13 protein-coding genes and 1 pseudogene are annotated in these 13,997 nt (G+C 56.4%); 12 read left to right on the plus strand and 2 right to left on the minus strand.

Translation table 11 applies throughout. The features are described 5' to 3' along the window. The first annotated feature begins 29 nt into the window (after positions 1–29). The 8 genes from LACZS1_RS00105 to LACZS1_RS00140 all read left to right on the plus strand — a co-directional run bounded on the left by LACZS1_RS00105 (position 30) and on the right by LACZS1_RS00140 (position 10,437). Positions 30–2,288, plus strand: coding sequence for a glycoside hydrolase family 65 protein (locus LACZS1_RS00105; protein WP_070651026.1), 2,259 nt, complete (start codon positions 30–32; stop codon positions 2,286–2,288). After that, positions 2,281–2,961 carry a beta-phosphoglucomutase gene (gene pgmB / locus LACZS1_RS00110; RefSeq protein ID WP_003569641.1) on the plus strand — a complete coding sequence of 227 codons (681 nt, stop codon included), beginning with the start codon at positions 2,281–2,283 and terminating at the stop codon, positions 2,959–2,961. Before LACZS1_RS00105 ends, pgmB begins: the two co-directional genes overlap by 8 nt. After that, a complete protein-coding gene (locus LACZS1_RS00115; RefSeq protein ID WP_070651025.1) occupies positions 2,954–4,081 on the plus strand; it encodes an ABC transporter ATP-binding protein in 1,128 nt (375 codons plus the stop codon). The genes pgmB and LACZS1_RS00115 overlap by 8 nt, the downstream gene beginning before the upstream one ends. 12 nt (positions 4,082–4,093) lie before the next feature. Continuing rightward, a complete protein-coding gene (locus tag LACZS1_RS00120; protein ID WP_070651023.1) occupies positions 4,094–5,701 on the plus strand; it encodes an alpha-glucosidase in 1,608 nt (535 codons plus the stop codon). Between the two features lie 91 nt (positions 5,702–5,792). Next, entirely contained in the window at positions 5,793–7,025 is a 1,233-nt protein-coding gene (locus tag LACZS1_RS00125) for an extracellular solute-binding protein (protein WP_070651021.1), read from the plus strand. Positions 7,026–7,078: 53 nt separating this feature from the next. Then, entirely contained in the window at positions 7,079–8,437 is a 1,359-nt protein-coding gene (locus LACZS1_RS00130) for a carbohydrate ABC transporter permease (RefSeq protein WP_070651018.1), read from the plus strand. A gap of 2 nt (positions 8,438–8,439) precedes the next feature. Continuing rightward, the gene (locus LACZS1_RS00135) at positions 8,440–9,297 is read left to right on the plus strand and encodes a sugar ABC transporter permease (protein ID WP_003569650.1); all 858 of its coding nucleotides are present in this window, start codon (positions 8,440–8,442) and stop codon (positions 9,295–9,297) included. Between the two features lie 183 nt (positions 9,298–9,480). Next, positions 9,481–10,437, plus strand: coding sequence for a LacI family DNA-binding transcriptional regulator (locus LACZS1_RS00140; protein WP_070651016.1), 957 nt, complete (start codon positions 9,481–9,483; stop codon positions 10,435–10,437). A 312-nt stretch (positions 10,438–10,749) separates the two neighbouring features. On the opposite strand, the pseudogene LACZS1_RS00145 reads toward LACZS1_RS00140, so the two are convergent. Both LACZS1_RS00145 and LACZS1_RS00150 read right to left on the minus strand, forming a co-directional pair. Next, a pseudogene (locus LACZS1_RS00145) lies at positions 10,750–11,103 on the minus strand (IS30 family transposase); the annotation flags it as partial. Positions 11,104–11,251: 148 nt separating this feature from the next. After that, positions 11,252–12,039 (minus strand): IS5 family transposase gene (locus LACZS1_RS00150; protein ID WP_093997732.1). Its coding sequence is split into 2 segments (ribosomal slippage): positions 11,252–11,760 and positions 11,760–12,039, totalling 789 coding nucleotides; the frame shifts between segments, so codons are not numbered across the junction. A gap of 613 nt (positions 12,040–12,652) precedes the next feature. On the opposite strand from LACZS1_RS00150, the gene LACZS1_RS00155 reads away from it, so the two are divergent. The 4 genes from LACZS1_RS00155 to LACZS1_RS00170 all read left to right on the plus strand — a co-directional run bounded on the left by LACZS1_RS00155 (position 12,653) and on the right by LACZS1_RS00170 (position 13,907). Further along, the gene (locus LACZS1_RS00155) at positions 12,653–12,862 is read left to right on the plus strand and encodes a leucocin A/sakacin P family class II bacteriocin (protein WP_070651009.1); all 210 of its coding nucleotides are present in this window, start codon (positions 12,653–12,655) and stop codon (positions 12,860–12,862) included. Positions 12,863–12,961: 99 nt separating this feature from the next. Next, entirely contained in the window at positions 12,962–13,258 is a 297-nt protein-coding gene (locus LACZS1_RS00160; RefSeq protein ID WP_070651007.1) for a bacteriocin immunity protein, read from the plus strand. 187 nt (positions 13,259–13,445) lie between these two features. Then, positions 13,446–13,649: a hypothetical protein gene (locus tag LACZS1_RS00165; RefSeq protein WP_070651004.1), complete on the plus strand. Its 204-nt coding sequence runs from the start codon at positions 13,446–13,448 to the stop codon at positions 13,647–13,649. Between the two features lie 42 nt (positions 13,650–13,691). Next, entirely contained in the window at positions 13,692–13,907 is a 216-nt protein-coding gene (locus LACZS1_RS00170) for a hypothetical protein (RefSeq protein ID WP_070651002.1), read from the plus strand. The last annotated feature ends 90 nt before the right edge of the window (positions 13,908–13,997 follow it).

A 13,997-nucleotide genomic window follows, 5' to 3' on the forward strand; every position in this document is an offset into this window, starting at 1 on the left:
ATTCACCTGCCGAAAGTGAAGGATGCAAGATGAAACGGATATTTGAAATCGACCCGTGGCTGGTGCAAAGCCACCAATTGAACCCCAACGAGAAACGCCTGCAGGAAAGCATGACCGCCATCGGCAACGGCTACATGGGCCTGCGCGGTAACTTCGAAGAAGGTTACAGCGGTGATCACCTGCAAGGCACGTACCTCGGCGGCGTCTGGTTCCCAGATAAAACCGTCGTCGGCTGGTGGAAAAACGGCTACCCGGATTACTTCGGCAAGGCCATCAACGCGCCGAGCTTCATCGGCATGGCGCTCACTGTCAACGGCGAGCGCGTCGACCTGGCCACCAGCACCTACCGCGACTTCACCCTCACGCTGGACCTGCACCAGGGCCTGCTGACCCGTAGCTTCGTGTTCGAAGGCAAACAGGCCACGGTGCGCTTCACCTTCAAGCGCTTCCTCAGCAACGTCATCAAGGAGGCGGCGCTGGTGCAGCTCACCGCCGAAAGCCTGGCCGGGCCGGCCGAATTGACGGTGGCTGCTCAGCTCGACGGCAACGTCACGAACGAGGACAGCAACTACGACGAGCGCTTCTGGGCACCGCAGGGGGAAAACGCCGCGGCAGGCACCATCCAGCTGCAGACCAAGCCCAACCCGTTCGGGGTCCCGCAGTTCACGGTGCTGCTCAAGCAAAGCCTACGCCAAGGGGCAACCCTTTTACCCGGCACCGTGACCACCAGCACCGGCCAGCTGACCAGCACGGTCACGCTGCCGCTGGCGCCAAACGTGCCGGTCCAGCTGGAAAAGGACGTCATCGTGGTCACGAGCCGCGACGTCGCCCCTGAGGCCCAGGCCGAAGCGGCCGCGGGGCTGATGACACAGCTGCAGGGCCAAAGCTTTGCGGCCCAGCTGGCGGCACACACCGCCCTTTGGGCCAAGCGCTGGGCCCAAAGCGACGTCGTGATTGAAGGCGACGACGCGGCCCAGCAGGGGATCCGCTTCAACCTCGCCCAGCTGTTCATGACCTATTACGGCGACGATAAGCGGCTCAACGTGGGGCCGAAGGGTTTCACCGGCGAGAAGTACGGCGGGGCGACCTACTGGGACACCGAGGCGTACGTGGTGCCGATGTACGTCGCCGCCACCCCTCCGGCCGTGACCCGGGCACTGCTGCAGTACCGGCACGACCAGCTGCCCGGCGCCTACCACAACGCCCAGCAGCAGGGGCTCAAAGGGGCCTTGTTCCCGATGGTGACCTTCAACGGCATCGAGTGCCACAATGAATGGGAAATCACCTTCGAGGAGCTGCACCGTAACGCAGCGGTCGCCTTCGCGATTTACCAGTACACGGCCTACACCGGCGATGAAAGCTACGTCAACCACGACGGCATGGAGGTGCTGGTGGGCATCAGCCGCTTCTGGGCGGACCGGGTCCACTTCTCCAAGCGCGCCGGCAAGTACATGATCCACGGCGTCACCGGGCCGAACGAGTACGAAAACAACGTCAACAACAACTGGTACACCAACACGATGGCCGCCTGGTGCCTGGAGTACACGCTGGCCCGGCTGCCCAAGGCCGATGCCGCCATTCAGGCCAGGCTGGCCGTGAGCGGTGCCGAGCAGCAGCAGTGGCAGGACATCATCGACTGCATGTACTATCCGGAGGACAATAAGCTGGGCATCTTCGTCCAGCACGACACCTTCCTGGATAAGGACCTGCGGCCGGCAAGCTCGATTCCAGCCGATCAGCGGCCAATCAACCAGCACTGGTCCTGGGACCGGATCCTGCGGTCGCCGTTCATCAAGCAGGCGGATGTGCTCCAGGGCCTGTACTTCCTGAACGATCGCTTCACCCGCGAGCAGAAGGAACGCAATTTTGACTTCTACGAGCCGCTGACGGTGCACGAAAGCTCGCTGAGTGCCTCGATTCACGCGGTGCTGGCCGCCGAGCTCGGCAAGCAGGATAAGGCCGTTGAACTCTATCAGCGTACGGCTCGTCTGGACCTGGACAACTACAACAACGATACGGCAGACGGTCTGCACATCACCTCGATGACCGGCGGCTGGCTGGCTATCGTGCAGGGCTTCGCCGGCATGCGCTACGACCACGATCAACTGCGGTTCGATCCGTTCCTGCCGAAGCAGTGGCAGGGTTACCAGTTCCGCATCAACTACCGCGGCCGGGTGATCCAGGTCGCGGTGGGGAAAACCGTTGCATTGACCCTGCTGGCCGGCCCGCCGCTGACCGTCATGGTTGCCGGCCAGCCGCAGCATTTGGAGGTGAGCGCGCATGCTTAAAGGATTGCTGTTCGACCTCGACGGCGTCTTGACCGACTCGGCCAAGTTCCACCTGCAGGCCTGGAGCCAGCTGGCTACCCAGCTGGGCATCACCCTGACGCCGGCCGAGCGCGAAGGCCTGCGCGGCCGCTCGCGGCTGGACTCGCTGAACCTGATTTTGGCGGCAGGCGCCCAGGAAGACCGGTTCAGTGCCGCAGAGAAAACGGCGCTAACCGACCAGAAGAACGCGGTGTACCTGAAGCTGATTCAGACGATGACGCCGGTGGACATCCTGCCGGGCATTCCGCAACTGCTGAAGGACGCGCAGGCGGCCGGCCTGAAAATGGCCATCGCCTCGGCGTCGCGGAACGCCCCGACAATTCTTGACCACCTGGGCCTGGCCGCCAGTTTCGACGCCATCGTCGATCCGGCGACCCTGCACCGCGGCAAGCCCGACCCGGAGATCTACCAGCAGGCGCAAGCGCTGCTGGGGCTCCAGGCCGCCGAGGTGATCGGCTTCGAGGATGCCTCGGCCGGGGTCGCCGCCATCAAAGCGGCCGGTCAGTTCGCGGTTGGCATCGGGGATGCCCGGCTTCTGGCCGCGGCGGATTACCTAGTGAAAGACACGGCGGCCCTGCAGCTGAGCCAGTTGCAAGCGGCGTTCGCCAAAGAAAGTGGGGAGACTAATGGTTGAAATCGACTTGGACCACCTCTACAAGAAGTACGACGACGGCGAGGATTACTCGGTGGTGGACTTCGACCTTCACATCAAGGATAAGGAGTTCATCGTGTTCGTCGGCCCCTCGGGCTGCGGGAAGTCCACCACGCTGCGTATGATTGCGGGGCTGGAGGACATTACCAAAGGCGAGCTGAAAATCGACGATAAGGTGATGAACGACGTGGCCCCCAAGGACCGCAACATCGCCATGGTGTTTCAGAACTACGCCTTGTACCCGCACATGTCAGTGTACGACAACATGGCGTTCGGCCTGAAGCTACGGCACTACAAGAAGGAGGACATCGACGAACGCGTGCAAAACGCGGCGGAGATCCTCGGCCTGAAGCCGTTTCTCGGCCGGAAGCCGGCCGCCTTGTCCGGGGGCCAGCGGCAGCGGGTGGCCTTGGGCCGGGCCATCGTCCGCGACGCCCCAATTTTCCTGATGGATGAGCCGTTGTCGAACCTGGACGCGAAGCTGCGGGTGTCCATGCGGGCGGAAATCGCCAAGCTCCACCAGCGCCTGAACACCACCACGATTTACGTGACCCACGACCAAACCGAGGCCATGACCATGGCCGACCGGGTTGTCGTCATGTCCGTGGGCCACGTGCAGCAGATTGGCACCCCGGCCGAGGTTTACCAGAACCCGCGGAACCAGTTCGTGGCCGGTTTCATCGGGTCGCCGGCGATGAACTTCTTCAACATGACCTACCAGGACGGCTTCGTCAGCGACGGCCAAAGCATTCGCCTCAAAGTGCCGGAAGGCCGGGCGAAGATTCTGGACGACCAAGGGTACAACGGCAAGGAAGTCGTGTTCGGCATCCGGCCGGAGGACATCCATTCGGAGGAGGCCTTCCTGGAGACCTGGCCGGACGCGGTGATCAGCTCAACCGTGTCGGTGTCAGAGCTCCTGGGCGCCACCGAGCAGCTTTACCTGAAGGCGGATGACACCGAGTACGTTGCCAACGTCAACGCGCGCGACTTCCACAATCCCGGGGATCATGTGAAAATGGGCTTCGACGTCAACAAGGCGCACTTCTTCAACAAGGACACGACCATGGCCATCGTGGCTAAGCCGATTCCGCTGGAAGGCTGAGGAGGTGAGTGCATGACCCCATGGTGGCAGCAAGCCGTCATTTACCAGATCTACCCGAAGAGTTTTCAGGACAGCAACGGGGATGGCATCGGCGATTTGCCGGGGATTACCAGTCGCCTTGATTACCTCAAGCGGCTGGGCGTCGATGCCCTTTGGCTGAGCCCAGTGTACGTGTCGCCCGGCGAGGACAACGGCTACGACATCGCGGACTACGAGGCCATCGATCCCCAGTTCGGGACGATGGCCGACATGGACGCCTTGATCGCCGCCGCCAAGCAGCGCGGCATCCGCATCATCATGGACCTGGTCGTCAACCACACATCCTCGGCCCACCGCTGGTTCGTTGAGGCCCGTCGCAGCCGAGACGCGCCGCACCGCGATTTTTACCTCTGGCGCGACCCGAAGGACGGGCAGGTGCCTAACGCCATGACCTCGACCTTCGGCGGGTCGGCCTGGCAGTACGACGCGCCGACCGGTCAGTACTACCTGCACCTGTTCGGAAAGGGCCAGCCGGACCTCAACTGGGCTAACCCGGCGGTCCGCCAGGCGATTTACCGGATGATGAACTTCTGGATCGAGAAGGGCATCGGCGGGTTCCGCATGGACGTCATCGACCTGATTGGCAAGAATCCGGACCGTGAGATCCGTGAAAACGGCCCGCAGCTCCACCCTTACTTACGCGAAATGAACCAAGCCACGTTCGGCGGCACTGACTTAATGACCGTCGGCGAGACCTGGGGGGCCACGCCAGCCATCGCCCAGCAGTACGCCGATCCGCGGCACCACGAGCTCTCGATGGTGTTCCAGTTCGAGGCCATGCAGCTCGACCAGCAGCCCGGCAAGGAAAAATGGGACCTCAAGGCCTTCGACCCGGCGGCACTCAAGCAGGTACTGGCGAAGTGGCAGACGCAACTCGACTACGCGCACGGCTGGAACAGCCTGTTCTGGAACAACCACGACCTGCCGCGAATCGTGTCCCGCTGGGGCGATGATGGCCGCTACCGGGAGCGCTCGGCCAAGATGTTCGCCATCCTGCTTCACCTGCTGCGCGGCACCCCGTACATCTACCAAGGCGAGGAAATCGGCATGACCAATACCCCGGTCATCGACATCGCCGAGGTCAACGATCTGGAAAGTCGCAACATGTACCAGGCGCGGCTGGCGCAAGGGGTGCCGCGCGCCGCATTGCTTCACGCCATCAACGTCAAGGGCCGCGACAACGCGCGCCGGCCACTGCAGTGGGACACCAGTGCGCACGCCGGCTTCACCACCGGCAACCCGTGGCTGGGGGTCAACCCCAACTACAAGACACTGAACGTCGAGGCGGCGCTGGCGGCACCGGAGTCCGTGTTTTACACCTACCAACAGCTGATTGCGCTGCGCCACGAGCATGACATTGTGGTGCACGGCGCCTTCACCCTGCTGGCCACCGTACCTGGCGTGATGGCTTACTACCGCACGCTTGGCACCGCGCGCTGGCTGGTGGTGGCCAACCTCACCGCCACCATTCAGCCGTTCCACCTGCCGGCGCCGCTCAAGCAGGTCTTGATCACCAACCTGCCGGGCACGCCTGGAGAAACACTGGCACCGTACCAGACCTTCGCGGCGGTCATCGATTGAATCTGGGGTTACCGGTATTATTGACGTACCAGGTGGGGCTAATACCGTCCCGCTTCGCAGCTTGAATTATTCCATTAGGAGGAAACTCATCATGAAATTATGGCAAAAGATTGCTTTAGGGGCCACCGCATTGCTATCTGCAACCGTCCTTGCAGCATGTGGCAGCTCCAGCTCCAGTTCTTCCAGCACCGACAGCAACAAGGTTACCGGCACCGTGAAGCTCTGGGTCGATACCACCCAGGTGCCGTACTACAAGAAAATCGTGAAGAACTTTAACAAGAAGTACCCAGACGTGACGGTCAAGGTCACCCAAAGCCCGAACGGCTCCGCCAACGCGAAGACCGATGTCGGCAAGGACCCGGCCAAGGCGGCAGACGTCTTCGAAGTGCCAAACGATCAGCTGGGGTCGATGGCCGATCAGGGCTACATCAATCCGTTGTCACCAGCCGCAACCAAGAAGGTCAAGGCCAACAACGTGGCCATGTCCGTCAAAGGCGTGACCTGGAAGAACAAGCTCTACGCCTTCCCGTTTGCTGAGCAAGCCCAGACGGTGTACTACAACAAGTCCAAGCTGTCCGCCGAAGACGTCAAGGACTGGGATACCCTGACCAGCAAGGGCGTGTTGGCCACCGACTTCACCAACGCCTACAACTTCTATCCTGTCTTCCTCAGCGCCGGCACCTACCTGTACGGCAAGGACGGCGAAACCCTGACCGGCACCAACGTCAACAGCACCGCCGGGGTCGCCGCAATGACCTGGTTGGCTCAGCAGAAGCAAAACAAGAACGTGATGCAAACCTCTAACGCGCTGAACCAGCTGAAGTCAGGCAACGCCGCGGCAACCCTGGACGGCCCGTGGGATGCGGCGAACATCAAGAAGATTCTCGGTGACGACTTCGCCGTTGCCCCGTACCCAACTGTGACGATTAACGGCAAGAAAGTGCAACTCCAGGCCTTCCAAGGCGTCGAAGCCTTTGCCGTGAACTCCCACACGGCTACCAAGAACCAGAAGGCAGCCGCTACGCTGGCTGAATTTATCACCAACAAGCAGTCCCAGCTGATTGTCTACAACGAATCCGGCCAGATTCCGGTCGACAAGTCCGCCCAGAAGAGCGACACCGTGGCGAGCGATCCAGTTGCCCAAGCGGTGATGACCATGGGCAAGCCGGGTTACTCCACCCTGATGCCAAAGATGCCTCAGATGGCAACCTTCTGGAACCTGTCCGCGCCACTGATCAACGGTGCTTACACCGGCTCCATCAAGGCAGCTGACTACGCGGCCAAGCTGGACACCTTTGCGGCAGCCATTTCGAAGAAGGACTAAGGCTGACCCCAAGCGGCTAAGGGTTGACTCAGCTGGTTCAGGAAGGAGCAGTTATGTTTAAAAAGAAAAGCAATTTACCTCCTGCAGCCACGTACAAGGAAGTTTGGCAAAAAGGTGATCTCAGCTTCAAGCTGTCGTTCTTCTTCATGGGCCTAGCCCAGCTGAAGCGGCGGCAGTGGGCGCAGGGCATTTCACTGCTGGGACTCGAGCTGGCTTTCATCTGCTGGCTGAGCTTCAGCGGGGTCTCGGCCCTGGGCATGCTGAGCAACCTGGGGGCCAACAAAACCAAGCGGGTCGTCTTCGACAACGCGCAAGGCGTGTACCTGACCAAGCTGCCGGATAACTCCGTTGTGATCTTGCTGTTCGGTGTGTTGGCGGTCATCCTCGTGCTGGCCATGATCGGTCTGTACATTGCCAGCCTGCGGTCCCTGCGCACGCTGTACGTGCAGGTGCGAGACGGCCAGCACGTCGCTACCAACCGCGAGCAGCTGCGTTCACTGCTCGACAGCCGGCTCCACCTGACCTTGATGGTGATTCCAATCATCGGGGTGATGGCCTTCACCGTGCTGCCGACCCTGTACATGATCTCGATGGCGTTCACGAATTATGATTCTAAGCACCCAATCGGCTTCTCCTGGACCGGTTTCAAGGCGTTTGGCAACGTGCTGACCGGTGATTTGGCCGGCACCTTCTTCCCGGTGCTCGGCTGGACCCTGGTCTGGGCCGTCTGCGCGACGGTGACCACCTTCTTCTTCGGCGTCCTTTTGGCCATGCTGATTGAATCCAAGGGCATCACCCACAAGGGCCTTTGGCGCACGCTGTTCGTGATTGTGTACGCGGTGCCGCAGTTCGTCTCCCTGCTGATGATGGCGCAGTTTCTGGACCTGCAAGGCCCGCTGAACACGCTGCTGATGAACTGGGGGTGGATCAGCCATCCCATCAACTTCATCGGGGCTTCGGCGAACGCGACCGTGGCCCGGATCACCGTCATCGTGGTCAACATGTGGATCGGGATTCCGGTGTCGATGCTGACCTCCACGGCGATCATTCAGAACCTGCCGCAGGACCAGATCGAAGCGGCGCGCATGGACGGGGCCAACCCGTTCCAGGTGTTCCGTCACATTACCTTCCCGCAGATTCTGTTCGTGATGGCGCCGGCCTTGATTCAGCAGTTCATCGGCAACATCAACAACTTCAATGTCATTTTCCTGTTGACCGGCGGCTACCCAATGAACAACAACTACAATGGCGCGGGGGATACCGACCTGCTGGTGACCTGGCTGTACAACTTGGTCTTCGGCCAGACGCAGCGCTACAACGCGTCTGCGGTGCTCGGCATCTTGATATTCATCATCAGTGCCACGGTGTCGCTGCTGGCCTACCGGCGGACGAACGCCTTTAAGGAGGGATGATCATGACTTCATATCATGCACAACGCCGCGCGTCACTGATCGCCCGTTACGTGCTGCTGGCACTGCTTGCCGCGCTGTGGCTGTTTCCCATCGTGTGGATCGTTCTGGCCAGCTTCTCGTACAACGACACCGGATTCGTCTCCACAATTTGGCCCAAGCAGTTCACGCTGAGCAACTACACCGGCATTTTCACCAGCACCCAGTTCCCGTTCGTGTACTGGATCCGCAACACCTTATTCGTCTCCCTGGTGTCAATGGTGCTGTCGACCTTCGTCACCATCTCGGTGGCCTACGCGCTGTCGCGGCTGCGCTTCCGTTTCCGCAAGCCGTACCTCCAGATTGCGCTGGTGCTAGGGATGTTCCCGGGGTTCATGTCAATGATTGCGCTGTACTACATCCTGAAGAGCTTCAATATGCTGAACCTCGGCGGGTTGATTCTCGTGTACGTCGGCGGTGCGGGCCTGGGTTTCTACATCGCGAAGGGCTTCTTCGACACCATTCCGCGTTCGATCGACGAGGCGGCGGAAATCGACGGCGCCTCGCGCTGGCAGGTGTTCCTGCACATCGGGCTGCCGATGTCTAAGCCAATCATTGTGTACACTGCACTGACCGCCTTCATCGCGCCTTGGACCGACTTCATCTTCTCCGGGATCATCCTCTCGTCCTCGGGGAACGCGAAGACCTATACCATCGCGTACGGGCTGTACAACATGGTACACGCGACGAAGGGCACGTCGACCACCTACTTCACCTGGTTCATCGCCGGGTGTGTCGTGATTGCCGTTCCCATCACCATCTTGTTCATTATCATGCAGAAGTTCTACGTCAACGGCATCACCGCTGGCGCGGACAAGGGCTAATCCCCACGGCCTCCGGGTGGCTTGGGGCGACCCGGAAGCAGACTCTCTTTTTCCTGAAAAGGGCTCGCGCACGCGAGTCCTTTTTGGCGGCCTAGACGAAAAAAGTGTGATCTGACTCGTCGAATACCGCGGAATGCTTTATGATAGACGTAGACCAATTTTCCTGAAACGGGGGATGAAGAAATGGTGACCTTATCGGATGTGGCCAAGCAGGCGAATGTCTCCAAAATGACCGTCTCGCGTGTCATTAACCACCCGGAGCAGGTGACTGCCGAGCTGCGCCAGCTGGTGGAGGCGGCGATGGCCACCCTGGATTACCAGCCCAACGCGGCGGCCAAGGCGCTGGCCAACAACCGCACCAACGTGATCAAGCTCGTCATCCTGGAGGACATCGATACCACCGAGCCCTATTACATGAGCCTGCTGTTCGGCATCGCCAAGGGGCTCGACAAGTGCGGCTACGCACTGCAGCTGGTCACCGAACGCGAACGCCTTGGCAAGGGCAACGCGGCCGATGGCTTCATCGTCACCGGCGCCCGGGCCGCCGACCTGCCGCTGATCGACGCGTTGGCCAAGCCGACGGTGATTTTTGGCGAGAACCACAACGGCTACGACTTCATCGACACCGACAACAAGGCCGGTACCGCGATGGCCACCGAATACGCCTTGGCGAAGAACTACCAGTCGCTGGTGTTCCTCGGCATCGACGTCAAGGAGGCCTTCGAGTATTCGCGTGAGGCGGGCTACATCAACACCCTGCAGCAGCACAAGAAACTGCCGCAGATCCACCGCATGAGTAACCACAGCCACCAGTCGCAGCAGTTCATCAACGCCCACTGGGCCGAGTTCGCCCGGGACACGTGCTTCATCTGCGCCAGCGACCGCCTGGCCATCGGCGTGGTGCGCGCCATCATGCAAAACGGCGGCACTATTCCCCGCGATTTTGGCGTGATTGGCTTCGACGGGGTGTTTCTGGACCAGGTGTCCAACCCCAAGCTGACCACGGTGAAGCAGCCCGTGCAGCGCCTCGGCGAACTGCTGGCCCGCATGCTCCTGCAGAAGGTGGCTCAGTCCGGCGCCCAACAGGGGGAGCTGCTGGTCGATCCTGAGCTGATTGCTCGGGACACGACGCGAAAGTAGATCGGATTTCAACTGTCCTTATTGCTATGGTAGGGCCAGTTTTTAGGCTCTGTGTCAAATGGTGTTGATTAAAAGTTTTTATCTTTTGGAAGGTCCACTCCTGAAGTGCCCTACAATCATTAGACAAAAAGTCTAATGATTGTGAAGTGCAATAGAAAAGTTAGACAATTTAGATTTTGAATTAAGCAACCATGGCTTGTTCTCGATACTCAACTGGGGGTCAAGCCATTTTTGTTTCGCGAATTGCAAGAACAAGTTAGCCACCCGGCCCGAGCCGAGGCGTGACAGCCTGTTATCTAGGAAGCTGGTGGGCTAGTCGGCGGCGGCCGCCTTGGCGGCCCGACGCCGGGCCCGGGCAGACTCAGCACTGAACCGTTCTATGGGGGTCTGGTACTTCAGGATGAGGCGTGGGAGGTTGTTGATCTTGCTCCCCGCCTCGGCCACGTCCTGTGGGCTTACAGCATCCAGCGACGTGCCTTTGGGAAAGTCTCGCCGGAGCATCCGGTTGTGGGTCTCGTTGGTGCCGCGCTCGCTGGAGCGATAAGGATGGGCGTAGTACACGTCGGCCACCCCATCGAGCACGTTCGACAAGTCTGCGAACTCTGAGCCGTTGTCCGCCGTGATGGTCTTGATGATATCGCCGTGGTCTTTGAGAACGTGTTTTAAATCTTTGACAACCAGTCAATGGTATGAGTATCCTCTATACAAAAAGGAGTCTCTCTGACGCCTGATTACCCAAGCAACTTAACTAAAGAACAGTTTGAATTTATTCGACCAGATCTTGAAAGCTTTCGTAAGAACCTGTTTTTAATCTTTAATAGCGTTTCAATAAAAGCCTAATAAAGGCTAAAGCTACCATAATTCGACTAGTTTGTAGGTAACGTTCGCAGTTGCGCCATAGGCGCCGACATTTATCCAACCAACTAAAGGATCGTTCAACCACCCACCGCTGTGGGGTTATTCGCCCATGCTTCAAATCACTTTGTTTAGCGATGATCATTTCAGCACCAATTGTGCTTTGAACCAACCCTGCAAAATTTTCTCCGGTGTAGCCTCCATCGGCCATTACCCGTTTAACTAAACGAAACTGTTCCGAGTTCAAAGCCAGTAACGCTACCGCGCCATCACGTTCAGAAACGTTAGCCGTCGTGATGTGAATGGCCTGCGGCCAACCATTGATATCCACGGCGAGATGGCGTTTGATGCCGGAGATTTTTTTGCCACCATCATAGCCTTTGTTTTCAGCCGTTTCAGTATTTTTAACACTTTGAGCATCTAAAATGATGAATGAAGTGGGTGCCGAACGGCCCATGTGTAATCGACCTTGATCGACAATTTTTTTAAGATTAAATCTAACTGGCTATGGCCAACTTCATCAATTGGTTCTGACCAGCGACGAAAGTAACCATAAACCGTTTGCCACTTTGGAAAGTCATGGGGTAACTGACGCCATTGAGATCCGGTACGGAGAATATAGAGAACGGCATTAAAGATCTCGTAGAGATCCACTTGGCGTGGTCGCGTGCGTTGCCGCACGGCTTCTAAATCAGGTCGAATTAGTTCAAATTGCTGACGCGTAATGTCACTGGGATAACCAATCACCTAAAATCACCTTTTTAATGAAGTTGTATCAAAGGGGATTTGGTCTAACAAAGATTAAAAACAGGTTCTAAGAGCCGCTGTGAGTTGATCTACAAACTTCCTGATTACCACGCCCAAACCTGCCTCAATGTCTTACAACAGGTCATTGACACGAAGAGAGCTAGCTGGTTCCATTCGATCAACTTTTTTGTCCGCTGATCATACTGTAGCCCAACGCGGAGATTCGAAGAAGCTCAACTGCGTTACTTTAGTCGAGGTCAATTAATTTGTAATCAACACACATTAGCTTAGTTATTGAGTTGCTTATGGCTAAACGGCGTTCTAGATAATTTATGTGAAGTCTAGCGCGTTCTGCAATCAGGTCCTCATTATTTGTTAATTTTTGACTGTTAATTTTTAATATAATAAACCAATTGCTTTTATCTATATGTAAAAATAAGTGGCTAGGTAATAAACAAAGTGTAAATTATTATAAGTATCAATAATAAAGACAAAACACAATAAAAAAACATTGACAGGAACATGTGGCCTTTGTTAATTTGTCTTTAGGAAGACGTTTTCCACTTAAAAAGCTTTTTGTTGTCACTATCGCAATCGTATAAGGAGGAAAAGTATGTTCAAAGAAACGATCGTACCTTTGTCAAATGCTGAAATTTCTAAGATCACTGGGGGTGGAGGCGGTAAATACTATGGTAATGGTGTTTATTGCACCAAGAAAAAGTGCTACGTAAACTGGGGAGAAGCTATCAACAGCATCGGAAACAATATGGCAGCAAACTGGTTTACGGGCGGTCAAGCCGGTTGGAATTCTGGCATCAAGTAATATTGGTGCAAAGAGACCAGCGCTAATACACTCATTCTGAAAAAATCAAGGTTCTGAGATTGCATATATCTAAAGGTGCAACGTTCATGGGGTGAAATTATGGGTATTTTAAAATGGTACTCTGGCGGTAATGATCGGGCCAAACAGGCAACGTATATCATTGATCAACTGCTTCTTGACTTGAAGAATAATCCACAAAGCGAGTCTCTTCAGCAAGTATTGCGGAGTTATCGTGAAGCCCTAATTCAAAAACAAGCCGCTGTTCCACTTATTTTAAGTCGTATGAATCTGGAAATTTCTAATGTCTTAATAAGAGATAGGATTACATTAACCAAGCTGCAATCTGACAAAATTGGACAACTTTCTTCACTGTCAAATATCAGATATGGCTATTGAAGATGACATTGGAAACTACGATGGTGACTTTTTGTCCTGATCAAAACCACAATGTATTCCTAGCTATCTGATGAACGGCATTAGCTGATATTTGCGACGGATACTAATCAGAACCGACACCGCTTTCACTCTATTGAGCGCATTCATTTATGCACTAACAGAGAAGACTCATGGAGGAAACAACTACATGAACACAACGAACGCTATTTACGCCATGAAGCTAGATGCAAGCATCCTCGAAAAGATCAAAGGCGGCACTAACGAAGACTTTCTTAATGCTGCACAAGCATCTAAAAAGTCAAATTTGGTTCACGTTCCACCAGTTGAGCGCCCCAAGCACGGTAAAAGATATCCGATCCCCATTGTTAAACCGATCCCGCAGGATATTTAGATATACTGATGTCTGTCATTACTGAAAAAACGGAGGTTTCGTATGTTTAAAGCTAAAGCAAATGATTTTGGAAGCCTTGCCTTTCTTGCCAACGATGAACTTCAGGTGACTACTGGAGGTAAACGAATTCCCAACGCCGGAGGTGGAGGCATCGGGTTTACGTTTAAAATTTCCGATCTCCCTGGCCCGAAAGGACCAACCTATCACTCAGGTCCAAGAAAATCTCGTCGTGCTGGTCGTCATTACGCAATAAACTAAAATCTGCGCGTCGATAAGTTGTAGTTTAAGGGAAAATAAAGTCTACGTATTTCAAAAAGGCGGATCTGACCAAATCCGCCTTTTTGCCAA

Origin of the sequence: Lacticaseibacillus zeae subsp. silagei (assembly GCF_030770335.1) — a bacterium.
GTDB classification, from domain to species: domain Bacteria; phylum Bacillota; class Bacilli; order Lactobacillales; family Lactobacillaceae; genus Lacticaseibacillus; species Lacticaseibacillus zeae.

Coding starts and splice junctions, on each gene's coding strand:
- LACZS1_RS00105 (WP_070651026.1), top strand. CDS start 30: ATGAAACGGATATTTGAAATCGACCCGTGGCTGGTGCAAAGCCACCAA.
- pgmB (WP_003569641.1), top strand. CDS start 2,281: ATGCTTAAAGGATTGCTGTTCGACCTCGACGGCGTCTTGACCGACTCG.
- LACZS1_RS00115 (WP_070651025.1), top strand. CDS start 2,954: ATGGTTGAAATCGACTTGGACCACCTCTACAAGAAGTACGACGACGGC.
- LACZS1_RS00120 (WP_070651023.1), top strand. CDS start 4,094: ATGACCCCATGGTGGCAGCAAGCCGTCATTTACCAGATCTACCCGAAG.
- LACZS1_RS00125 (WP_070651021.1), top strand. CDS start 5,793: ATGAAATTATGGCAAAAGATTGCTTTAGGGGCCACCGCATTGCTATCT.
- LACZS1_RS00130 (WP_070651018.1), top strand. CDS start 7,079: ATGTTTAAAAAGAAAAGCAATTTACCTCCTGCAGCCACGTACAAGGAA.
- LACZS1_RS00135 (WP_003569650.1), top strand. CDS start 8,440: ATGACTTCATATCATGCACAACGCCGCGCGTCACTGATCGCCCGTTAC.
- LACZS1_RS00140 (WP_070651016.1), top strand. CDS start 9,481: ATGGTGACCTTATCGGATGTGGCCAAGCAGGCGAATGTCTCCAAAATG.
- LACZS1_RS00155 (WP_070651009.1), top strand. CDS start 12,653: ATGTTCAAAGAAACGATCGTACCTTTGTCAAATGCTGAAATTTCTAAG.
- LACZS1_RS00160 (WP_070651007.1), top strand. CDS start 12,962: ATGGGTATTTTAAAATGGTACTCTGGCGGTAATGATCGGGCCAAACAG.
- LACZS1_RS00165 (WP_070651004.1), top strand. CDS start 13,446: ATGAACACAACGAACGCTATTTACGCCATGAAGCTAGATGCAAGCATC.
- LACZS1_RS00170 (WP_070651002.1), top strand. CDS start 13,692: ATGTTTAAAGCTAAAGCAAATGATTTTGGAAGCCTTGCCTTTCTTGCC.